Below are 22,978 nucleotides of genomic sequence, written 5' to 3' on the forward strand. Positions count from 1 at the left end.
GGAATTATTCACTGCGCCTGCCTACCATCCATGCGGCCCACGGAGTCATCAATGCAAGTTCTCGCGATCGCACTGGCCAAGCACATCGGCAAAGAGCTGACGGTAGAAGTCGCGCGCCAGATCGTGCGCGACGTGCGCTCCATCGAGGAGGCCCAATGGAGTCCGTTTGATCCCGCGCGGTTCGGTGAGCGGCGTTGCGGATCCCTGGTGTTGCGCGCAGAGCGCCTGGCCGACATTCTTCCCGAGCTGGACGCGTTGCACCGTTCGCATTTCGAGGAAACCGAAAAGCACCGCCACGGATTGCCGTTGGCGCCTGACATCGAGGCAGGGCTGGAGGAGGAGCGCCGCGGCACCCTGGTGCAGTTCACTGCGCGCCATGAGGGCCGGCTGGTGGGCAACCTGCGGATGTACCTGCGCACGAGCCGGCACACGGGGACGCGGTTTGCCAGCGAGGACACGTTGTACCTGCTGCCCGAATTCCGCAAAGGCCGCGCGGCGGTGCGCATGCTGCAGTTCATGGAGGAGAGCATGCGAGAACTGGGGGTGCTGGAGCTGCGTGCTTCCACCAAGATGGTCAACAAGACCGACAAGCTGCTGGAGTTCCTGGGCTGGACGCCCGTGGCGACAGAGCTGGTGAAATTTCTGAAATAGGGGATTCCGATGGACCTTCTTCGCTTCAAACAACGCGCACGCGGGCACATGCTGCAATGCGCCGATGCTCCGGACATGAGTGGCGCGAATGCGGCGGCTGTGTCCACGGCCGAGCTGTCCAAGGAGCAGCTGGAGTGGGCCAAGCAGATCTACGAGCAGGAGCGGCCGGCGCGCGAGGCCGCGGCGGCGCGGGCTGGTGCGGTGTCGGACGCGCAGCTGGCATCGATGCGGCAGAACGATGCGATCGCCCAGGACTACTACAACTACCAGCGTGGCACCTTCCGCCCGCTGGAGCAGAAGATCGTCGCCGAGGCCGAGAACTACGACACGGCCGAGCGCCGGGCGTCGGAGTCCGCTGCCGCGAAAGCCGATGTGACGATGGCGGTGGATGCGTCCCAGGCGGCTGCGGTGCGCGGACAGCAACGCATGGGCGTGAACCCCAACTCGGGCAAGGCGCTGGCGCTGGGGAACCAGATGGCCCTGGGCAAGGCCGCGCTGCTGGCTGGCGCTGACTCGTCCGCGCGCCGCAACGTCGAGACGCAGGGCTATGCCCGCCGCATGGATGCCGCCAACTTGGGCCGGGGCCTGGCCAGCAACCAGGCGACCAGCGCCAACATCGCGCTGCAGGCAGGTAACTCGAGCGCGAGCAATGCGATCAACAGCCTGACGCCGATGAACCAGGGCAATGCGCAGATGGCTGCCGGGTACGGCGCGGCGATCCAGGGTAGTGCGGCGGCGGGGAATCTGTACACGAACATCGCCTCCACCCAGGCGCAGGCGAGCAACAACAGTGGGTTGTGGAGCGCGGTCGGATCGGTCGCGGGCGGGGCGCTCGCCCGCTGGTCTGATCGGGATTTGAAAGAGGATGTGCAACCAGCATCCCCGGACAATGCGCTTGATGCCATCGTCAATACTCCCGTGGCCATGTGGCGATACAAGGACGGATCACAGGCCAGCGACGGTGGCCGGGAGCACATGGGCCCCATGGCCCAGGATCTGCAGAAGACGGCTGGTGACGCTGTTGCGCCAGGTGGGAAACAGATCGATATTGGCGATGCAACTGGCTTAGTGATGGCTGCTATACAAGGACTAAACAATAAAGTAAAGCGCCTTGAGTCTGTCGCTGCAGGGCAGGCTGCGTAGGTATTCAAAGCTCTATATGTAAGGCTTGTTTCAAGTCTGCGTACAAAACTGTTTCATTCACCCTTGTCCTGGACATAGATTTCGAGTCGCCCCAGCGTGCCTACCTAGCGCCTGGAAGTGGAGTGACGCTTCCGGGCAATGGCGTAGCCCCCGGTAGGGTATCAGTGCCGCCACACATCACGGGAACTCCCGGTCCCCTCCAATTTGCGCAAAAATTCCGCGTGAACTCGTCCGGAGCGGATTCACGACGCGCTGCTGTGTTTTCCTTAATTTGTCGTGGTGCCGGAATAAATAGCATAGCGGGTGCAAAGTCACTGTTCGCGACGATGGTCACTTCGTCGGAGCCGTTCCTCGTACACAATTGAACTAAGCCACCCGTGTTGATGACGGTCCCAGCCCGAATCGGGTCTTCACAATGGGCGCCGCGAACTCTGACGTCTGTTGTTAGGCTTGTGCGAGCTACTGCACCTGCTGACCTAAAAACGTATTTAACGACGATAGAACTGCCATTCAATTCACCCAGAATCTGCAATCCTGTAGTATTGCTCATACAGGTCTGCCATGCCTCAACGATGCGAGGATCGGCAACATCTCGCATGGCATTGACATATTTCTGATCAGAATTGAGCCCGTTTGATTCGCCGCAGTTTGACGCCCGGGTGCTGGATGAAGAACTGTTGCTGTTGTCAAAATCGAAACTAAATACCTTGTAGCCGATGCCAACTCCAGTGCTGTTGCCACTGCTCTGTGTCTGCTGATTCTGGTTGCAATATTTGTTGCTGAACTGATTGCGGAAATCGGAGCTTTGAAGATCTCTATATGTATTTCGAATTCCTTGACTTAGGATCGAGTCGCATTCATGCGACTGCGCTTGTACAACGGTTAATAAAAGCGTCGCCATGAGTGACAGCTTTGAGCATGAACTAAACATGAGAGAGCCTCCTGAATTTTTTGCAGGCTTGTTCCAGCTGGTCAATGTTAATTTTTTGGTACTGCCAAAATATTACATTTGCTTGGGAATTTCGAAATCTTTGAGGTAGTCGATTAAATTTCTGGTTTGATCAACGCTCTGGATTCCCCGCAGGGACGATTCGAGATTGCGCGAATAGCTTTGTCTTTGCACCCCCAGGCACATTCTTGGAGTTGCCGTGGACGCAGTAGGCGGGGGATTTTGGGAAAGAGGGGTCTCGCACTCCAGTTTTGGCGAGTTCGACGCGGTAGTCGGTCCAAGTGACGTTCGGTGGGATATGCCGCATCTTCTTGGGTACGATTCTTGGCATTCCACCTTGCAGTTCGCGTGCGTTAGCGTCCCACGAGGGCTGCCCGCCAATCTGCACACCTTTGAAGACAACCAGCTCATCAAAATCGCCGACATGACTTTCCTTCATCGCAATCAGAAGAAGGTTGTCAGCTTGGTTCTTTGTGCATCCTTGACTCCAGTACAGATAGTCGTGGATCAGGGCCGCTCGGCTGTACGGACCATGCGGGGCGAGGCCAAAACTCCACAATCCTCTCGGAATACTTGCGTAGTCGGTAACAAATCCCGCAGGCACAACGATGTAATCGTTGGTGTCGCCGATTCTGTAACGCATGTCTTCCAACAGAACCCAATAGCGATTGTGAGCGTCGGGGTACACAGGGACAGATGGCGGAGCTGCAGCAGGGGGTGGCACGAATGGCGGGGGGGCGGCAGGTGGTTCCACCTGCGCCTGCGCAGGACAAGCCAATAAGGAAGCAAGCGCGCACATCGCGGCGCAAATGGGAGACGACTTTCGGCAGTTTTTCATTTGTATTCCTCCTCCTGGAGCCATAGTAGAAGGAGGCTGAGAATCACACAAGCACATTAGTGCCTGGAGGGCTTGCGCGGTGCCAGCTCTGCTTTCTCGACCCCCCTTTATTTCCCTCTCATCGGACAGCATCATCGGGAACATTTGCCAGCGCATGACGCCGCTGGCGCCCATTGCAAGACGCAACAGGGCTCGAACGAGGAGCCACTATGGCAAACGGTGTACTTGCATTCTTGGCTGGCGCCGGGGCGGGCTACATGAAGCAGTTGGACGCCAACGATGGGAAGACGTCCCGCGATGAGGAGCGGGCGTTCCAACGCGAGCAGCGCGCTCAGCAGCGTAAGCAGTGGGATACCCAGGCCAAGTTGGACGATGCGTTGAAGAACGGGGCTGGCCAAGCTCAGGTCGTGGAGGGCGAGCTTGGCGACCAGAGCATGGGGCCTCCTGCCCCGATTGCGTTGCAGGCAGGCGGCGAACCAGCCGCACCGCTGAAGTACCGCACAGTTGCTTTGGGTGGTTTCAACCAAGCTCAAGACTCGAAAGAGGCCGCCCAAGCTGTGGCCGATGCGTACAACAAGCCCGAGGCGATGAATCAGCGCGTTGTCACGGCCTACCGGAATGCAGGCCAGGTGGACAAGGCGAACCAAGTCCAGATGGATCAGATGCAACTTGCCGAGAAGGCGAGCAAGCTCAAGGAATCCGGGGTGCTGGATGGGCTGAGACTTTTCCGGGCGGGTGACAAGGACGGGGCAGTGGCCGCCTTGAAAGGCTCCGGCCAGTACAACATCCAAGGCGATGTTTCCATGTCCCCGCGCGAGCTGGACCTTCCTGGGGTTGGCAAGGTGCAGACGTATGACCTGACTTTCAACCGCGTGGATGCGGATGGCAAAGAGGTGCCTACCACCATCAATTCGCACGTAGCTTCGTTGGCGATGCTCCCGTATGAGAAACAGCTGGAGCTGTCGCGCCGCGGTGGCGACTCGGAAGCGAAGCACGCCGCGGGCGTTGCAGCCCTCGAACTCAAGGCGAAGCAGCTGGAGGCCTCGGGGCGCCTGGTGGAAGCCAGCATTGCATTGCGCGAAGCCCAAGCAGCGAAGGCTATGGCCGCATCCACCGCTGGTGCTGACAAGGTGGGGCGTGAAGAGCGCATCCGATACACCAGCCTGCTGGGAGAAACCAGCCGTCGCATTACGGAATCTCAGAAGGTGCTGTCTGCGCTACAGAAAGACATCACCTATGCACGCGCAAAGCCTGGGACGCCGCAGCATGAGGAAATGCAGGCGCTGCGCGACTCCATCACGGCGCTCGCGGAGGATCGCAAGGCCTATCAAGGCCTGCTCGCGAACTCGCAGCCCCCGGCCCAGCCCATTGCAGCGCGCGTTGGTGCCAATGGCGTAGAACAGGGAAGTCGACCAGCATGGGATTCGGAGCAAACGCATAACGAGCGCATCACCATCATCCAGAGCGAGCTTCAAAAGGCCCGTGCCTCCGGCCGCACAGAGGATGTGGATGGCCTGGAGCGCGAGTTGAAGCGGCTGGGCGGTGGGGGTGGTGCGCAGGTGGCGCGCAAGGGGGCCGAAAGCCCGCCTGCTAGAGCAGCTGCGCTGCAGAAACTGCCGGATGGCGCCAAACAGATCGGCACGTCTGGTGGCAAGCCGGTGTACGAATTGCCGGATGGTCGTCGTGTGGTGTCGAAATAGGGGAACGCCGTGGCATACGAAGATTTCACGGGAGAGTTGGACGCGCCGTCTGGCGGCTATGTAGATTTCACGGGAGAGCTTGACCAGGCTGAAGAATCCCCACAGGAGACCGTTACTTCCGCGCGCGCTTGGCGCGGTGCGGGCGGCGGTCGCGGGAGCGCAAGAGATCCGAGGCGGTTGGATGCCCCCCAGCCATTGGATAGCAAGCGAACCGAGTATGCCGGCCGTGTCAAGGACGCCGACATCCCGGCCGCATCCGTCGGGTCCGTGGCACGGGATGTCGCGGCAGGTGCTCTGCAGATTGGCCCGACCGCTGTGAAGGGAGTTGTGGATCTTGCGCGGCTCGCAACTGGAGATACGGTCGGCAAGGGGCTGAGCGATGCCGCCGAAGGTGGGATGCGTGCGATTCGTGATGTCGTCGGCTCGGAGCGTGCGGCGCTTCAACGCAAGAAGTTCGGACAAGACATGGCGGACCCTAATGTGTCCGCCACAGAGGTCATCGCGGCCAACAAAGGCGCCTTGGCTGATCAGGTACTCCCCACCATCGGCAGCATGGCACTACCCGCAGCGGCGGCTGGCGCGGCTGGGAGAGTGGCTCAAGGGGGGCGTGCGGCTGCAGCGATGACGGAAGCCCAGCTACTGGCCCGGGCGAACGCTGCGCGTGAAGGAGCGGCGATTGGAACGACGGTTGCTCAAAACGCCGCCGACACCTACAGCACTATCCGTGACAAGGGCGGGGAACAAGATCAGGCTTACCTCGGGGCAGCCATCACCGCGCCTGCGACATACCTTGCTGGGCGCCTTACCGGAGGGGCGGCAGAGGCTCTGGTGGCGAAGCTGCTGTCGCGCCAGCCAGGCGCCGCTGCAGCCGAACGGGGCGCTATGGCGATTCCCAAATCTATGCTGAAGGAGGGGGCTCAGGAGATCGGGGAAGAGGCCGGGCAGTACACCGGGGAGACGGTGGGCACTGGTGCTGCATTTGATGCCCAGCATGCGGCGAAGCGCGCTGCGGTGGCCGGGACGTTGGGCGCTGTCGTTGGCGGCGGCGTGAACGCGGTGGGGCAAGCCGTGAGTGCAGCTCCCCCACCAGAACCATCTGGACCCCTGACGCGCGCCATCGCGCAGGCAGTGAGTGTGACAGGTGCGAATCCCGAGGTGCGGGCATCGATCGTGGAGCCGCAGACGTTGGTGGAGCCTAGCCCTGCAGAGTCGATTGCTGCAGATGACGGCGGTGCGATCCCTGCGATGGATGCCGTGGCGGCCCTGGAGGCTCAACAGGACGCTGTGCAGCCGCCCGCTGTTGAAAGTGTGGAAGAAGCGCTGCTGCCAGCAGAGCAGCCTGCGGCTGATGAGGGATTGGCATCGTCTGCAAATCCCAGTGAGCTGACGAGCGAAGCGGAGGCCTTGCCCGAAACTGCTGGAGCACCGATGGATGCGGCGGAATCGAGTGGCGGCCGCGTGTCCAAGGCCCAGGTAGACATGGAGACTGGAGAAATTTCCAGTGTGGCGGATCTGCAGAGTTGGACTGATCATGCGCTCAAGGATGCACACCGGCAGTCGCGGGTGCCCGCGATTCGGCAGCAGATTGCAGAGGAGATTGGGCAACGCCGTGTGGCGAAGGAGCGTGCCGATGCAGGGGTTCAGGATGGCGACATCATGAACCGGCTCGGCAAGCCGTTTACCGTGCGCTATGCGGCGATCAAAGCGGCCGAGAAAGCCGGTAACGGACATGAGGTTGCACCGGTGACGGGTGGTTTCGTGGTTCGTGCTACGCCTGCGCCGACCCAGCCCGATCTGGCCGTCCGCGACCTTGGCGATGGGTGGACCGAGTTCCACAAGGACAGCGGCACGCTGGGCATTCCTCGCGCGGGCATGCCCCAGATCAAGGCTGAGCACCGCGGCGCCATGGTGAACTTCATGAACGCGCGCGGCGTGGCTCACCAGGAGGAGGCGGTGCGGGCCCGGGACCTGAAGCCCACGCAGGCGGAGTTCAGCGGCGAGCGGGTGGAAAGGGCTAAGGCCTTCGAGGGGGGCAACCGCTCCATCCTGGTCTCGCGCGAGGGCCATGTGCTGGACGGCCATCATCAGTGGCTCGCGGCACGAGATGCCAGCGACGAGGTAAAGGTGATCCGCCTGGACGCGCCCATTGCCGACTTGGTGAAGCTGGCGCATGAGTTCCCCAGTTCCACGGCGGGGGAGGGCGCGACCGGTAGCGCCGCCTCTGTGCAACAACACAAAGATGCGCCCGACACGCCTCCGCCCCTCGCACAGTCCACTACCGAAACTGTAGCTGCAGACGCAGACGCATCAAGCGCTGGCGGTGATTTCGACACTGTTTCCAAGGAGAAGAACAACCCTGATTCCCCCCCGGCCTCCGAGCAACAGAAACACGGTGATGAAAAACGGCCTCTACCGCTTGATGAGCAAGCGCAAAATGCTATAAATTCGATAGCAAAATCGGCAGGTACAGGCCACGAGACGGCGCCTGCGTTTTCGGCGACCGCGAAGACGAAGGCTCCCCGCCGCGGCTTGTCCGTGGAACAGGTGCAGAAGGAAGTTGACCAGTGGACATCGCGCTGGAAGAACGCCCCGCGCATCAAGGTGGTGGAGAGCATCGATTCCCCCGAAGTCCCGGCGGGCGTGCGGGATGAGCGCGATCGCCGCAACTCGCAGACCAAGGGAGGCGCCCCGCGCGGTGTGTTCTACGACGGCACGGTGTACCTGATCGCCGATCAGCTTCCAACAGCGCCTCACGCGGCCATCACGCTGTTCCACGAAGCGCTGGGGCACGCCGGCCTGCGCGGCGTCTTTGGCGATGCCCTGACGCCCATCCTTGAGCAGATCGCCGCGCTGCGCCGCGCTGAGATCAAGGAGAAGGCCGAGGAGTACGGCCTGGACGTGAATTCGCGCGAGGACCGCCTGATCGCTGCGGAGGAGGTGCTGGCCGAGTGGGCACAGAAGCGACCGGACATCGGCTACGTGCGCCGCGCCATCGCCGCCATCCGGCAGTGGCTGCGCGCCCACATGCCTGGGTTCAAGAACCTGGGCATGACGGACGGCGAGATCATCGCCAACTACCTGCTGCCCGCGCGCGGCTGGGTGGAGCGCGGCCGCGCCGCGGGCCCGGCACCGGCCGCTCCGCGCGAGGCGTTCCAGCCCGCCTTCAGCATCGAGCAGGACGCGGGCAAGAAAGCGCTGGCGGAGTTCTCCAAGGCCGATGAACTGTTTGCCCTGCCAAAGTCCGATAAGGACACGGTGGAGGGGATCTCGGCGGACAACGACCCAGAGATCAAGGTGAGCAAGCCAAAGAGCGTGGCTGGCCGCGTGGAGTACACCCTGACCATGCCGGACAAGTCGGAAGCCACCTTGTCGGTGCGCGACCCGAGCCCCTACGGCATGCAGGTATACGACATGATCTATACCGACGAGGGGCCAGAAGCGGTGGCCGGCCGGCCGGGGGAGAACCCAGAGGACTTGCCGCCCACTGGCGATGTGTGGATCAATGTGGCTGACTTCAAGAAGGGGGACTTTGGCGCCAAGATGTACAACATCGCCGCGACCTACGCGCACAACACCGGCCGCATTTTTATTGGTGACCCCTACGGCCTGAGCAAAGATGCACTGCGCCGTCGGCTGGAGCAGATGATTTCCAGTGCGCTCAAGTTCGGCACCACGGCGCACCTGGCACCGCACCCGGACCAGACGCGCGGCGGCCACGGCGTGCCCGCGCTGCGCTGGGTGTATGGCGATGACGTGGGTAACGTGGAGCGGATGATTGCCGCCAGCGTAAAGGCGCTGGATAATGCATTTCCACAGTCCAAACTGATCGAGTACCGAGATGGAAGCTTCTACAACGCCAATAACGGCCGAGTCCTACCAAGGGGAAGACTGGCTGACGGACTGGCTCGATCCATCCGGGAAAAACGCGGACAAGATAGCAGCGATGGAAGCACGGGACAGGCAGGTTGGCGCACTATTGCGCGAGCTGCACTATTTCGTCACCTCCAATCCCAATCCCCCGTTGGAAGCGCAGGAGTTCCCGAGCGTGGAAGCGTACTGGACTTGGCGAGCGCGGCACGCGCCGGGCTACGAAGTGACGGATCTACAGGCCAGATTGGCTCGCGCGAAGAGCGAAAAACTCGCATCTTCTACAGCCGGGCAGGCAGCGACGCCGGCCTGAGCGAGGCCCGGCAAGAGCACGCTGCAGGGCTCGCCTCTGACCGGGCTGAGAAGGCGCGCGCCGGTTATCAGGATCGCCTGAAGCAAATCCAGGAAGAGTATGAGGCCACGGCGGACGCGCCTGCTCGTGATGCGGCGCGCGCACTCGCCAAAAAGAAGTACGAGGAGGCCCTACAACGGGCCGAGCACGCCCCCACACCCTGGGAGCGTCCTGATCTGGGCAATCTCAAGGCGAAGGTCGATCGCGCTATCTACGAGTTCCAGGATGGTCGTATCGACATCAAGAGGACTCAGGAAGCCATCGAGCAGGCCGGCAACCGGATTGATGAGCGATTCGACGCTCGGCTGGCTGAGACGCTGCAGTCCGGGCGGGTGGCGCGGCGAACTCAGACCTTCATGGAGCGGGAGGCCCTGCCGCTGCTGCGCGTCATGGCGCGCATGAAAGTGAGTCAGGTGGAGTTGGGGGACTACCTGCAGGCGCGGGCTGCGCCCGAGCGAAACGACCAGATTGCCAAGGTAAATCCCGATATGCCAGACGGCGGCGCAGGAGCCAACAGCCAGGGGTTATTGCTCACCACGGCCGCGGCGCAAAAGTACATTGCGGAGATACCTGAAGCCCGCCGCCATCAACTGGAACAGTTGGCCGAGAAGGTCGACCAGATCACCAAGGGCACTCGGTCATTGATGGTTGCGGAGGGGCTGGAAAAGGCCGAAACAATCGCTGCTTGGGAGGCTGCCTACAAGACCTATGTGCCCATGTTCCGCGAAGATGTCGAGTTCGGCCGGATGACGGTGCACAAGCGCGCAACAGGGAGCGAGAAGCAGGCAGTAAACATCCTGGCCCATGTGTTGATGCAGCGAGAGGCAGCGATCGGCAAGGCAGAGGGAAATCGGGTCAAAGTAGCGCTGTATGGGCTTGCGCTGTCGAACCCGAATCCTGATTTTTGGGTGACCATTCGACCTACGAGCCAGGCTGCACAGATCGAAGAAGACCTGAAGCGAATGGGCGTTGATCCATTGGTTGCGGAGGCGGGCATGCGTGGTGTGCCCACGATCACCACGGTGGACCCCGTTACGAACAAGGTGGTGGAGCGGATCAATCCCATGTACCGCAGCCTGCCGACTGCGATCACCCTCAAGGTTCACGGCGAGAACCGGGTGCTGCTCTTGAATGAGCAGGACCCGAACGCTGTTCGAATGGCCGCGTCGCTGAAGGGCGCGGATGGCCTGACGAACATTGATCTGGCCAACAGCATCGTCGGGAAGACCACGCGCTGGCTTGCGGCGGTCAACACCCAGTACAACCCAGCATTTGGCGTTGTCAACTTTGTGCGCGATACGCTGGGAGGCGCTGTCAATCTCTCTAGCACGCCCCTCAGGGGCAGTAGCATGAAACTGCTGGGCAACGTGCCGGAGGCTCTTGTGGGAATCGGCAAGACTTTGCGTGGTACCCAGGATACAGAGTGGAGCAAGTTGTTCGCTCAGTTTCAGGACGATGGCGGGCAGACCGGGTTTCGCGACCTTTTCCGCGATGGGGGTGAGCGTGCTTCCGAGGTGGAGCGGCAACTCTCTCTTCTGGAGAAGGAGGGGCGGCTAACGCCCATGAACGCAGCGCGTGTTTCGCTGAAGCTGCTCGATGGCTTCAACACGGTGATGGAGAACGCCGTGCGGTTGTCTGCCTACAAGATCGCACTGGACCGCGGCATCAGCAGGCCGGAGGCCGCGCGCTTGGCCAGGGAACTGACTGTGGATTTCAACCGCAAGGGGCGCACAGGTCGAGAGCTTGGGCCGCTTTATGCATTCCTCAATGCCAGTCTGCAGGGGACGGAACGCACCATTCGCGCCTTGCGTGGCCCGGATGGCGCCAAGATCGTTGCTGGAGGGCTGGCTTTGGGCGTGGCCCAGGCGCTGATTCTCGCCATGGCCGGTTTCGATGATGATGAGCTACAGGAGTTCACCAAGGCGCGGGCGCTCATCATCCCTTCGCCCTTCGGCGAAAAGAAGTACGCAGCTATTCCGCTACCGCTGGGCCTGCACGTCTTGCCAAACACCGGTCGTGTGCTCGCGGATCTTGTCATCGGCGATCGTAAAGATGCTGGGAAGAAGGTCTTTGATGCGGTTGGAGAGATCGCCGGTGCGCTCAACCCACTGGGCGGTGGCAACGTGTTCACCATGGATGGTGCGTTGCGTACCATCGCTCCGACTGTCGCCGACCCCTTCATCGAATTGGGCTTCAACAAAAATTTCGCAGGAAACCAGATCGAGAAGGAGTCGATCGGTGGCGACAAGGACCCGCGCCCCGGTGCATCAAGGGCCCGTGAGAGCACGCTGCGCAGCACGACTGGCCAGGCTTACTTGGGGATCAGCAAGGCATTGAATCGGATGAGCGGTGGGTCCGAGCACGAGGCCGGCGCAGTCAGCCCTACGCCAGAACGTGTGCGCTACATCGCGCAGACCGCAGGGGGAGGTGTGCTCCGGGAGCTGGAGAGGATCATCAATGCCAGCACGGCCGCCGCAAGAGGCGAGGAAGTGAAGTTTGCACAGATCCCACTTGCCAGCCGCTTCGGTGGGCGCGTGGACCAGGACCAGGTGGCGCGGTCGCGCTACTTCGACTCCACGCGGCGCCTAGAGCGCCTGGAGGGGGCACTGAAATCAGCGCAGAAAGCGGGGGATGCCGAGACAGCGGAGCGGATTCTCAAAGATCATCCTGAGGTCGCTGCGATCCAGGCGGGCAACAAAGTGCACGCCAGCATTGCCAAGCTCAACAAGTTGGCTGTAACGACAGTGGACGATCGAGAGGCCCTTCAGCAGATTGACCAAGCTCGTCTGGAGCAGATGCGTACGCTGAACGAGGCCATCAAGGACATTGAGGAGTCCGGCAGGCGGCCTACGATCGCCCAGCGCCTGCGTGGGAACACGGGGAGCAAGGAATTCGCTGCCATTGAGAACTAGGGAGACTGGTGAAGATGCTGGACACTTCGGGCATGCACAATGAACTTTTGAAGGTCACCTACAGCACCACCAAAAAGCGTGCTTTGACGCTGCGGCTGGCAGACGATCCAGAAGAAGATCATGTGGAGGTGACAGTGCACATGAATGCGAAGAGGTTTTCAGAAGATATGGAGGAAGCCAGAGAGGAGGTGCTTTGGCTTGCCATCGATAGGATGTACTCACTGCTGAAGGTGCGCGCTCGGAAAAGGGAGGAGCTGACGCCGCCGGCTCCGTGGCGCGAGGACTGACCCCCCTTGCGGCGCCGAAGGCGCGCCGCAGACAATCCCCCGCACACACCTACCTGGGCTCGCGGCTCCATTAAGGAGCCCCATGCCTTCTCAAACCACGGTACCGGCCGGACCCGGATCCATTTCTTGGGCTTTCGCGGCCTTTGGTTCGGTGCGCCCACTTCGCGAGTGGAGGGGCGCATGAGCAAACGTCTCGCAACCCTGCTCGCCCTGCTGGGCATCCACCAGCATCTGAGCGCTGAGCAAAAGCACGACCTGGCCACGGCCGCGTATCAGGCCACGCCCGGGGCGGCTGCAGCCGGCGGGGCCCGGATGGCGGGATTGCCGCTCAGCGACTGGCTGGTGTTGGCTTCCATCGCGTTCGTCGCCCTGCAGGCCGGCTACCTCGTGTGGAAGTGGCGCCGCGACGCGCGCCGCGATCAAGAGCGCCAGGAAGACCGTCGCCGCGGCCGGCCCGTGGAAACCGACCTGGGCGCGCTGGGAGCCGACGAATGACGGTCGGCCAATACATCCGCGACAACCCCCGCCGCTCGCTGAGCGCCGGGGCGTTCGTGCTGTTGATGGCCTTGGAGGGCTTCATAGCCCTCCCGTACAAGGACATCGCGGGGGTGTGGACCGACGGCTACGGCAACACCCATGGCGTGGTGCCCGGCAAGGCGGTCACCGAGCCCGAGGCGCGCGTCACGCTCAAGCGCCACACAGAGGTTTTCGGCCAGGGCGTGCTCGATTGCCTGGACCGGGAGCCCACGCAGGGCCAGTACGACGGCTGGACGCTCATGGCCGTGAACACCGGCCTGGGCGCTCCGGGCAAGGCCGATGGCTGGTGCTGGCTCAAGTCCGGCCGCAAGTCCACCCTGGTGCGCCGCTTCAACGCGGGCGACGAGGGCGGGGCATGCCTGGCCATGCTGCAGTGGGTGAGGGCCGGGGGCGCCTACAGCCAGGGCCTCTTCAACCGCCGCTGGAAGGAATACCAGCTGTGCATCGAAGGCACCGTGCGCTGGAACACCGGGGGTGCGCGGTGAGGGACTGGGCCCTGAAGTGGGCCGGCACCTTGCTGTTCATCGTGTGGGAAGCAGGTCTGCGCGTGCGCGGGAAGTGGCGTCGCAGTGCGCTGCGCGACTGGCTCGACGGGAGAAGTCAGTGATCTACACCCATCTGATCGCCGCCATCGTCGCGGCCCTGGCCGCCTGGTTCTACCAGGACGCGCGCATGGATGCCGCCGTGGCCAGCGTCCGGCTGGAAATGGCCGGCGCCAAGGTGCAGGCCGCGGGCGAAAAGCTCCAGGCCGTCAAGGAAGCCCGCGCCGAGGAGCGCGCCATCACCACCACCTACCAGGAGTCCCTGAATGCTGCCCGTACTCGTGAAACGCTTTTGCGCACTGAAATTGACCATCTGCGCCTTGTCTCTGACGGCCTGCGGGACCAATCCGCCGAAGCCGCCCGCCGACTCGCTGCAGCTCCCCCCGCCGCCGTCCTTGAGTACGCCACTGCCCTCGGAGCCGTATTCCAAGACTGCCGCGCCGCGTATGGAGGGATGGTCGAAAAAGCTGATGGGCACGCAAGTGATGTCCGAACCCATCGGGAAGCCTGGCCGGTAGCACTGCCCAGGTGATTGCTGTGTATTTATCCAGTGGTGCACAATCTGGGGATGCCCTTCGACCAATTCGTCCAGACCGCGATAGCCCTGTTGGGTCCGACTGCCATCTGGCTATCGCAGAGCCGCAGCGTGCGGTTTCAGCGCTGGGCCTGCATCTTGGGGCTGGCGAGCCAGCCCTTCTGGTTCTGGGCAACGTGGGATAGCGGGCAGTGGGGGGTATTCGTCGTAGCTGTCGTCTGCCTGCTGGCTTGGCTCAAAGGCCTGTGGGTGTTCTGGCTGGCGCCGCGCTCGCCGGGCGGCGTGGCCACGGTGGCGCTTCCTCCAGTGAGCAGGCTGAAATGATTGAGTTCGGCGCGGACAACGGCATCTTGGCGAAGATCCGGGGCGACGATATCGCGGCCGGTGGCCAGCTGTTGCCCGCCGCGGGCCCAGGGCAGCCGCGCACGCCGCGCCGCAGCTCAGGGTCGGCGCCGGCGATTCTGGCGCCGTTGTGGCGCATGCGGAAGACAAAGAATTGCACTGTATGAATTTACAGCACCTGCATTCTCCATTGCGTAACTACCAAGCAAGATTTGGGGCGAATCTTGGGACGAATAGGGGGATTTAGGGGGCGTGTAGGGGATTGATCCCCAGGGAGTTAGGTGCAAGGACATCCCTCTAGCCCCCTCGAATCCCCGCAAAACTAGGTTCGAGTCCAATCGCGCCTACCAAGTTTCCTTCTGAAGTGAACCAGACTTCGGGTTTTCGGGATTCTTGAGGACCCTGTTTTTTGGGTTCCTGATCAAATTAAGCCGCCTCCACTGGGCGGCTTTTTTGTTTCTGCGCCACGTCCAGCTTTGCCCTGTCTGTCCTGGCCCCAGGCCGTTGACCCATTCCGCATGGCGGTTGAAAGGCAACTGGGCAATCCCGCGGCCTGTCTGTGGGGCGACGGGTGAGTGGCTCGGCCCGCGCCACAATCACTCGTGATCGCATATGTGCAATGCTCCACAGGCGCTTGCCACGGAGGCATCCATATAAGAAGGGTGATTGATGTCGTGGCTCATGGTGCCTTGTGGCGAGATTTGGAGCCTGGCGCACACCCATCGGCGGGTGGCTGCACGCAGATTGGCGTTTGTCTGACACGGCGAGATGTTTCGCCGCGTTAACTTGGGGGCTCCAGAGAGAAGGGTCACCACCATGAACACACCAGCCAATTCTTCCCGCATGCAACACGTTCTCGTGGATACGGATCCAGAACTGGGCATGTACGACACCCGCGTCTTCTGGCTTGCCGCAGTGGTTGCCACGGTGGCGGTGCTGGCGGTGGCGTATTTCAAGATGGGCTATTGAATCGTTCGATGCCGCCATCGCCTGTGCCGGCGTTCCCGTCTCCCATCAACCGCACCGCCAAGCGCGGTGCTTCATCGCGCTGGTGCTATCTCTTGAGTGCAAGCGGCACCGCTGGTCTTGATTCTTGACGTATCCCTGTATACCAGCAGCCTGCACGGCGCATGACATGGCTGGCACTTTGCGCCCACCAAAGGCCGCGTGGCCCATCTCTGCCGCAGCCCTTCGCGACCCTGATCGCGCGGCCATCCTGAGCGGTAAGAAACTTCATCCCTCCCCTTCGAAGCACCGGCGCCACGCGGTGCGGGCCGACCTGAGCTGCTTTCGCCGAAGCCGCCCGCTAGCTAGAAGTGGGGCGGCGGGTCTTGCACCGGGGGTGTGCCTGGCTGCGCTGGCGGATCGACCTGGGGTGGCTCGGGCGTCCAGGGGGGCGGGGTGTCCACGGGAGGGAAGGGGGGTACGGGGGAGGGGGCGGGTACGTGGGTGTGAAGCATCGCGGTCTTTCCTTTCGAGTGGACCTGGGCAATGGCCTCACGTTATCGCCTTCCCGTGGCGCTTTGTGCCAGCCAACACGCCGACCCGGCCTCAGCCTCGTGCGATAGGCCCGGGCAGGGGCCGTTACGTCTCGACAGGCAAGTTGCTTGCGTTGTCAGCGCGTAACGCCGATAGGGGCCTACGATGCTTCTGTCAGGCTCTCTCCCTGACACCTCCCCTCCTCTTGCTTTTTTCATGCGAGAGTTCGGCCCGCCTGGTGCGGGCTTTTTTTTGCCTGGGCTGGGGGCCTCCCCACGCGCGCCGCGCGCCTGCCCCTGGGGTGCAACGCCTGCCACTGCGGGCAGGCGTCAGCCCACGTCCGGAGCGGGTGAGGCGGCACCTGCGGGCACCGGGGGGCTGCCTTGCCCGTGCAGGCGCACCTGTGGGAGGCAGTCGGGATGCTCGCGCTGGATGAAGGTCATCAGTGCCTCGCGCACGCGGCACCGCAGGTCGAAGGCCAGGCCCGAAGAGCGCGCGGAAACCAGCACGCGTATCTGGAGGGTGCGCTCGGTCACGTCGGTCAACTGAAGAATGCCGACGCGCCGGTCCCATTCGGGGGCCGCCTCCAGCACGCGCTGCAATTCGGCGCGCAGGGGATCGAGCGGCAGGCGGTAGTCGGCGAAGAGGAACACGGTGCCCAGAATCTCGGAACTGGTGCGCGTCCAGTTCTGGAACGGGTGTTCGATGAACCACTGCAGCGGAATGATCAGGCGCCGTTCGTCCCAGATGCGCAACACCACATAGGTGCCGGTGATCTCTTCCACGCGGCCCCATTCGCCCTCGATGATGAGCACGTCGTCGATGCGAAGCGGCTGGGCCAGCGCGATCTGCAGGCCCGCGATCATGTTGCTGAACACCGGGCGCGCTGCGATGCCGGCGACGATGCCCACCACGCCGGCCGATGCCAGCAGGCTGGCGCCCACCTGCCGCGCCCCTGGAAAGGTCATGAGCATGAGGGCCACGCCGGCCATCACCACGCCGGTCATCGCGGTGCGAGACAACACGCGTGCCTGCGTGGCGATGCGCCGCGCCGTGAGGTTGTCCTCCACGTCCGCAGGATGCTGCGCGATGATGCCATTGGCAAGTCCGCCAATGGCCGCGATCAGCAGCCAGCACGCTCCGCCGATCACCAGCAGGCCGTTGAGATGCCGCACGCTGCCGATGTACCTCAAGTCGTCGCTGGCCGCCTGCCAGACGAGCTGGAGCGCGATCAGCGGCAGCAGAACCCGCATGACGGGAATGCAGGCGATGACCACCGCGCGCACCACCGGAACCGGGGCCGTGGCACGGCGCAGCACCACCGCGGCGATGCGGTGGGCCATGGCGGCGACGGCCACGGCCAGGAGGGCGGCGAGGGCGGTGGCAGACCAGGGAGACAGGTGAAGTCCTTCGGGCATGGCTGGGCAGGGTGGGGCGAGGCCGCGAACGGCAGATGGGCGGGAACAGCGACTCTCGCATCGGCACCGGGCGCTGTCTGTCGGACGGGGCGCCGCGCCTGTTCGCCGTGCATGCGCGTGGGCCCCGCCGTGGGCTGCCGGCAAGCGGGTGCACAACCCGTTGCAGGCGCTCCTGCGGCAGCGGTGGACAAGTTGCCATCAGGGTATTCCTTTGCAATTGCCGGGGCTCTCCCTCCCTAGAATGTGTTGCACTGCAATACATGGGTTTCCGAGCCCGAGGAGTTCGTTGTGTCCGAACAGAAAAGTGCCGCGTCCAAATCGGCCCAGCGCGTGATCAAGAAGTACCCCAACCGTCGTCTGTACGACACGGATACCTCCACCTACATCACGCTGGCGGAAGTGCGCCATCTGGTGATGGACCACCAGAGCGTGGTGGTGCGCGACGCCAAGACGGGCGAGGACCTCACGCGCAGCATCCTGCTGCAGATCATCCTGGAGGAGGAGGCCGGCGGCGCACCCATGTTCACCGAGGCCGTGCTGGCCAACATCATCCGTTTCTATGGCCATGCCATGCAGGGCTTCATGGGGGCCTACCTGGAGAAGAACGTCCAGGCTTTCACCGACATCCAGGCCAAGCTGGCCGAGCAGTCGCAAAGCGTGACCCCGGAGATGTGGGCGCAGTTCATGAGCCTGCAGTCGCCCATGCTCAAGGGCATGATGGGCAACTACGTGGAGCAGTCGCAGTCCATGCTCACGCAGATGCAGGAGCAGATGCAAAAGCAGACGGAGCAGATGCTGGGCGCCTTCGGCATCAAAAGATAGCCCCCTGAGTCACTGGCGACGCGGATTCCACGGCGTCCGCTGGCCCCGGGCGCGCCGGTTTCACGGGCCGCCGGGCACGGCAAACGTTCGGGAAATGGGCAATCCCACCCTGTTGCACGCCGGAACTGGGACAATACGGGGATATGAGCGAAGTACTGTCCCCCACGAAAACACCCAAAGTCGGTTTTGTGAGCCTTGGCTGCCCCAAGGCCCTCACGGATTCCGAGCTGATCCTCACGCAGCTGAGCGCCGAGGGTTATGAAACCTCCAAGACCTTCCACGGGGCTGACCTCGTCATCGTCAACACCTGCGGCTTCATCGACGATGCCGTGAAGGAAAGCCTGGACACGATTGGCGAGGCCCTGGCCGAGAACGGCCGGGTGATCGTCACCGGCTGCCTGGGCGCGCGCGCGGGCGAGGATGGCGGCAACATGGTGCGCCAGATGCACCCCAGCGTGCTGGCCGTGACCGGCCCGCACGCCACGCAGGAGGTGATGGACGCTGTCCACCTGAACCTGCCCAAGCCGCACGACCCCTTCATCGACCTGGTGCCCGGCAACTTCGGCATCGCGGGCATCAAGCTCACGCCCAAGCACTACGCCTACCTCAAGATCAGCGAGGGCTGCAACCACCGCTGCACCTTCTGCATCATCCCCTCGATGCGCGGCGACCTGGTGTCGCGCCCCATCGGCGACGTGCTGAGCGAGGCCAAGGCCCTGTTCGAAGGCGGCGTGAAGGAGCTCTTGGTGATCAGCCAGGACACGTCTGCCTACGGCGTGGACGTGAAGTACCGCACCGGCTTCTGGGACGGCAAGCCCGTCAAGACCCGCATGCTGGAGCTGGTGCAGACCCTGGGCGAGATCGCCGAGCCCTACGGCGCCTGGGTGCGGCTGCACTATGTGTACCCCTACCCGAGCGTGGACGAGGTGCTGCCGCTCATGGCCACGGGCAAGGTGCTGCCGTACCTGGACGTGCCGCTGCAGCACAGCCACCCCGATGTCCTGAAGCGCATGAAGCGCCCGGCCAGCGGCGAGCGCAACCTGGAGCGCATCCAGCGCTGGCGCGAGGTGTGCCCGGAGCTGGTCATCCGCAGCACCTTCATCGCCGGCTTCCCCGGTGAGACGGAAGAAGAGTTCGCGCACCTGCTGGACTTCGTGCGCGAGGCGCAGATCGACCGCGCGGGCTGCTTTGCCTACAGCGACGTGAACGGCGCTGCCGCCAACGAACTGCCCGGCATGCTGCCCATGGACGTGCGCGAGGAACGCCGCGCCCGCTTCATGGCCGTGGCCGAAGAGGTCTCCATCGCCCGCCTGCAGCGCCGTGTGGGCGCCACCATGCAGGTGCTGGTCGACTCCGCCCCGGGCCTGGGCCGCAAGGGCGGCGTGGGCCGCACCTACGCCGATGCGCCCGAGATCGACGGCACGGTGCAGCTGCTGCCGCCCGAGAAGATCAGCAAGACCATGAAGGTGGGCGAGTTCACCAGGGCCCGCATCGTGGGCGTGCGCGGGCACGACCTGGTGGCACAGCCTATCTGAATGGGTGATTGAAAAAAGTGAGCTGCTAGCGCTGGTGTGTAGCGGGTTTCAGGGTGTTTTCTCCTGGGAACCTATAGGCAGCAGGCGGCGGCAGCTCATTTTTTGATAGGGCCGTGGGGCAGGCCCCCATGAAAAAAGGCTTCCCGAGGGAAGCCTTTTTGCTGGGTGCCACACGATGCTTACACGCGCTTGCGGTATTCGCCGGTGCGGGTGTCGATTTCGATCTTGTCGCCTTGCGAGACGAACAGGGGCACGGGCACTTCGAAGCCGGTGGCGATCTTGGCGGGCTTGAGCACCTTGCCGGACGTGTCGCCCTTGACGGCGGGCTCGGTCCAGGTGATTTCGCGCTCCACGCTGGTGGGCAGTTCGACCGAGATGGCCTTGCCGTCGTAGAACACCACTTCCAGGGACATGCCGTCTTCCAGGTAGTTCAGTGCGTCGCCCATGTTCTCGGCTTCGACTTCGTACTGGTTGAACTCGGTGTCCATGCAGACATACATGGGGTCGGCGAAGTAGGAGTAGGTGCACTCCTTCTTGTCCAGGATCACGTTGTCGATCTTGTCGTCGGCCTTGAACACGTTTTCGGTGCCGAAGTTGCCGATCAGGCTCTTGAGCTTCATGCGCACGGTGGCGGCACCGCGGCCGCCGCGGGCGTATTCGGTCTTCAGGACCACCATGGGGTCCTTGCCGTGCATGATGACGTTGCCGGCGCGGATTTCTTGAGCGATTTTCATAGCAAGTTGCTTGGGTTGGGGCCGCTCAACGCGCGGGCCGGCAAATTCGCTGGGTGGACCAGCTGGTTTTGCCCTGCCGATGCATGTTCCGCGGCGGGAATGCGCCAGGGCTGGACACCGGTGTGCCGCCCCTGTTTTGCGCAAAGCCCTGGATTTTACCGTTTTTCAGCGACAAAGCCCAAAAGCTGTGCGACGAGATTGTCCTGCGTCAGCAGCCGTGCACGGGCCGCCTGGATGCACGCGGTCCATTCCGCCAGGGTGGCGTCATCGGGCCACTGCAGCGCAGCCTGGTCCAGTCCGTTCCAGGTGGCATGAAACCGCCGCAGCGAAGGCGGCGCCTGCAGCCAGTCCAGGAACGCCCGCAGCTTGTCGTGGTGCGCGTTGTCGTGCTGGGGATAGATCTGCCAGACCAGCGCCTGCCCGGCCCAGAGTGCGCGCACCAGCGAGTCCTCGCCCCGCACGGCGTTGAAGTCGCAGGCCCACAGCATCTCGTCGAAGGCGGGCTGGGGCCGGTGGGGCAGGTATGAAATGCAGAGCTGCTCGCGCTTGTCGGACAAGGGCTGGCGGTCAATTTGGCTCGTCGTCTTGGCGCTGTCTTCCGCCAGCGCTGCCCGCACGGCGGCGGTGGGGCGACCGGGTGTGACGAGCAACTGCGTGGGCTGTGCCTGGCTGTGGCGCAGCAGCTCAGGCAGGGCGGCGGGTTCGTAGCAGAATAGCGAAACCCAGCGCTGCTCTGGGCCGCCATGGCCCAGGCCGAACGCCGACGCGTGCCGTGCACGCCAGGCGCTGCGGTCAAACACCACGCGCCGTGCCATCAGGCCGGGCTCGCGCAGCAGCCCGCCCGTGCCGGGGGTGAAGCCGGGATAGAAGAACCAGCGTGTCCAGCCGGCAGCGGGGCCGGACGAGAGGAGCGAGGAGAGCCTGTGATGGCGCTCCACATAGCTTTCAGCCGACAGGTATTCCAGATTGATCCAGACCGGTTTTGGGTGCTTTGGGCTCATGGCGCTTGATTGGCAAGCGCTGTAAGCTATGAATTCAGGAGCAATATCGCAACCGAACGCTTCCACCATCACATCGGGTGGCGGCTCGCCGGGGCCGGGCGGTGGCGAGCCCCAGGCGCGCAGCTCCACGCCGGGGCAGCCTGTGGGAGCCATCCATTGCAAGGCCGAGGCGTCGTCCACCCACAGCCGAACGCGGTGGCCCAGGCCGGCCAGCTGCGCCACTAGGCGCCAGCACACGCCAATGTCGCCAAAGTTGTCGATCACGCGGCAGAACACGTCCCACTGCAGGGGGGCGGAAGACTGGGTCATGGGGCGGGGGGGGATGGCGGGGGGCTGCGCAGGTGATCGACCAGCAGCCGGGCGACGCTGGAGAGCGCCTCTTCCGAGCGCACGCACAGCGCCAGCCGCCGGTGTGCCCAGGGCTCGTTCAGCGTGAGGGTGCGCACGGCCAGCTTGCCCTGGTACAGCGCGGCGCTGCCGCGCGGCATCACGCCCACGCCCAGGCCGGCGTTGACCATGAGGCACAGCGCGTCGTAGCTGGTCACCTGGATGCGCAGGCGCAGGGGCAGCCCCGCCGCGGAGGCCGCCCGGGCCAACTGGTTGTTGATGGCGCTGTTGGGGTGGGCACCCACGAAGTCGAACGGGAGGGCATCGGCCAGCCGCACCGCCTTGCGGCGCGCCAGCGCGTGGCCGGTGGGAACCACCAGCACCAGTTCGTCGGTGCGGTAGGGCAGCAGCGTCACGCGCTCGCCGTAGTGGCCTTCGTTGAGGATGCCCACGTCGGCCGCGTTCTCGGCCACGGAATGGGCGATGGCACTGCTGATCTGCTCCTGCAGGCGCACATCCACCTGCGGGTGCAGCGCCATGAAGCTCTGCAGCTCGGCCGGCAGGAACTGCGTGATGGCCGAGATGTTGGCCACCACGCGCACATGGCCGCGCACGCCCGTGCCGTAGTCATGCATCTGCGTGGCAATGCCGTCCAGGTCGTTGAGCACGCCCCGTGCCATGTTCAGCAGCGCAAACGCGGCGGCGGTGGGCTCGGTGCCCTTGTTGCTGCGGGTGAACAGCTCCACGCGCAGGGCCGCCTCCAGGTCGGCCAGGCGGCGGCTCACGGCCGAGGCGGCCAGGTGCTCGCGCGCGGCGGCGGCGGCGATGGTGTTTTCTTCCATCACGGCCACGAACAGGCGCAGGGAGACGGGGTCGAGTTTCATGGACCGTGGATGGTACCCCGCCATGCTGGTTTGCGATGGCAGCTTCGTGCTTGAGCGATTTACGGCGCCGCGCGTGCTGCGCATGATTCGCGCACACCGGCCCGGAGCGAGGCCGCAGGAGAC

General features: G+C 63.6%; 18 protein-coding genes. 12 read left to right on the forward strand and 6 right to left on the reverse strand.

Annotated elements, in window-relative coordinates; translation table 11 throughout:
• Nucleotides 1-51: 51 nt before the first annotated feature.
• On the forward strand, nt 52-651 hold the full coding sequence (locus AC3RCE_RS10230) for a GNAT family N-acetyltransferase (RefSeq protein WP_492255096.1): 600 nt from the start codon (nt 52-54) through the stop codon (nt 649-651).
• Between the two features lie 9 nt (nt 652-660).
• Nucleotides 661-1,794 (forward strand): tail fiber domain-containing protein, encoded by a 1,134-nt coding sequence (locus tag AC3RCE_RS10235; RefSeq protein ID WP_492255097.1) that lies wholly within the window; start codon nt 661-663, stop codon nt 1,792-1,794.
• Between the two features lie 100 nt (nt 1,795-1,894).
• Here AC3RCE_RS10235 and AC3RCE_RS10240 read toward each other — a convergent pair whose 3' ends face one another.
• Both AC3RCE_RS10240 and AC3RCE_RS10245 read right to left on the reverse strand, forming a co-directional pair.
• Nucleotides 1,895-2,770, reverse strand: coding sequence for a hypothetical protein (locus AC3RCE_RS10240; RefSeq protein WP_492255098.1), 876 nt, complete (start codon nt 2,768-2,770; stop codon nt 1,895-1,897).
• Between the two features lie 85 nt (nt 2,771-2,855).
• Nucleotides 2,856-3,386, reverse strand: a complete 531-nt coding sequence (locus AC3RCE_RS10245; RefSeq protein ID WP_492255099.1) for a DUF1353 domain-containing protein — start codon at nt 3,384-3,386, stop codon at nt 2,856-2,858.
• A gap of 404 nt (nt 3,387-3,790) precedes the next feature.
• Between AC3RCE_RS10245 and AC3RCE_RS10250 the strand changes: the two genes are divergently transcribed.
• From AC3RCE_RS10250 to AC3RCE_RS10285, 8 genes are all read left to right on the forward strand, one after another.
• On the forward strand, nt 3,791-5,281 hold the full coding sequence (locus AC3RCE_RS10250; protein WP_492255100.1) for a hypothetical protein: 1,491 nt from the start codon (nt 3,791-3,793) through the stop codon (nt 5,279-5,281).
• A gap of 9 nt (nt 5,282-5,290) precedes the next feature.
• On the forward strand, nt 5,291-12,412 hold the full coding sequence (locus AC3RCE_RS10255) for an LPD38 domain-containing protein (RefSeq protein WP_492255101.1): 7,122 nt from the start codon (nt 5,291-5,293) through the stop codon (nt 12,410-12,412).
• Nucleotides 12,413-12,420: 8 nt separating this feature from the next.
• A complete protein-coding gene (locus tag AC3RCE_RS10260; protein WP_492255102.1) occupies nt 12,421-12,699 on the forward strand; it encodes a hypothetical protein in 279 nt (92 codons plus the stop codon).
• A gap of 180 nt (nt 12,700-12,879) precedes the next feature.
• Nucleotides 12,880-13,194 (forward strand): hypothetical protein, encoded by a 315-nt coding sequence (locus AC3RCE_RS10265; protein WP_492255103.1) that lies wholly within the window; start codon nt 12,880-12,882, stop codon nt 13,192-13,194.
• Entirely contained in the window at nt 13,191-13,721 is a 531-nt protein-coding gene (locus AC3RCE_RS10270) for a lysozyme (protein WP_492255104.1), read from the forward strand. Before AC3RCE_RS10265 ends, AC3RCE_RS10270 begins: the two co-directional genes overlap by 4 nt.
• A 118-nt stretch (nt 13,722-13,839) precedes the next feature.
• Nucleotides 13,840-14,310, forward strand: coding sequence for a hypothetical protein (locus tag AC3RCE_RS10275; protein ID WP_492255105.1), 471 nt, complete (start codon nt 13,840-13,842; stop codon nt 14,308-14,310).
• Between the two features lie 36 nt (nt 14,311-14,346).
• Nucleotides 14,347-14,637 carry a hypothetical protein gene (locus AC3RCE_RS10280; protein ID WP_492255106.1) on the forward strand — a complete coding sequence of 97 codons (291 nt, stop codon included), beginning with the start codon at nt 14,347-14,349 and terminating at the stop codon, nt 14,635-14,637.
• A gap of 834 nt (nt 14,638-15,471) precedes the next feature.
• On the forward strand, nt 15,472-15,624 hold the full coding sequence (locus AC3RCE_RS10285; protein WP_218294232.1) for a hypothetical protein: 153 nt from the start codon (nt 15,472-15,474) through the stop codon (nt 15,622-15,624).
• 839 nt (nt 15,625-16,463) lie between these two features.
• On the opposite strand, the gene AC3RCE_RS10290 is transcribed toward AC3RCE_RS10285, so the two are convergent.
• Nucleotides 16,464-17,552: a mechanosensitive ion channel family protein gene (locus tag AC3RCE_RS10290; protein WP_492255107.1), complete on the reverse strand. Its 1,089-nt coding sequence runs from the start codon at nt 17,550-17,552 to the stop codon at nt 16,464-16,466.
• 288 nt (nt 17,553-17,840) lie between these two features.
• On the opposite strand from AC3RCE_RS10290, the gene phaR reads away from it, so the two are divergent.
• Nucleotides 17,841-18,374, forward strand: coding sequence for a polyhydroxyalkanoate synthesis repressor PhaR (gene phaR / locus AC3RCE_RS10295; RefSeq protein ID WP_218294234.1), 534 nt, complete (start codon nt 17,841-17,843; stop codon nt 18,372-18,374).
• Between the two features lie 143 nt (nt 18,375-18,517).
• On the forward strand, nt 18,518-19,909 hold the full coding sequence (rimO, locus tag AC3RCE_RS10300; RefSeq protein WP_492255108.1) for a 30S ribosomal protein S12 methylthiotransferase RimO: 1,392 nt from the start codon (nt 18,518-18,520) through the stop codon (nt 19,907-19,909).
• Nucleotides 19,910-20,088: 179 nt separating this feature from the next.
• On the opposite strand, the gene efp is transcribed toward rimO, so the two are convergent.
• The 3 genes from efp to AC3RCE_RS10315 form a co-directional block, all read right to left on the reverse strand.
• Complete coding sequence (gene efp / locus AC3RCE_RS10305) at nt 20,089-20,643, reverse strand: elongation factor P (protein WP_057223504.1); 555 nt, start codon at nt 20,641-20,643, stop codon at nt 20,089-20,091.
• 155 nt (nt 20,644-20,798) lie between these two features.
• Nucleotides 20,799-21,953 (reverse strand): elongation factor P maturation arginine rhamnosyltransferase EarP, encoded by a 1,155-nt coding sequence (gene earP / locus AC3RCE_RS10310; RefSeq protein WP_218294236.1) that lies wholly within the window; start codon nt 21,951-21,953, stop codon nt 20,799-20,801.
• A complete protein-coding gene (locus AC3RCE_RS10315; RefSeq protein ID WP_218338936.1) occupies nt 21,950-22,855 on the reverse strand; it encodes a LysR family transcriptional regulator in 906 nt (301 codons plus the stop codon). Before AC3RCE_RS10315 ends, earP begins: the two co-directional genes overlap by 4 nt.
• Nucleotides 22,856-22,978 lie beyond the last annotated feature (123 nt).

The sequence above is a fragment of the Acidovorax sp. GW823-FHT05D11 genome (genome assembly GCF_058795695.1).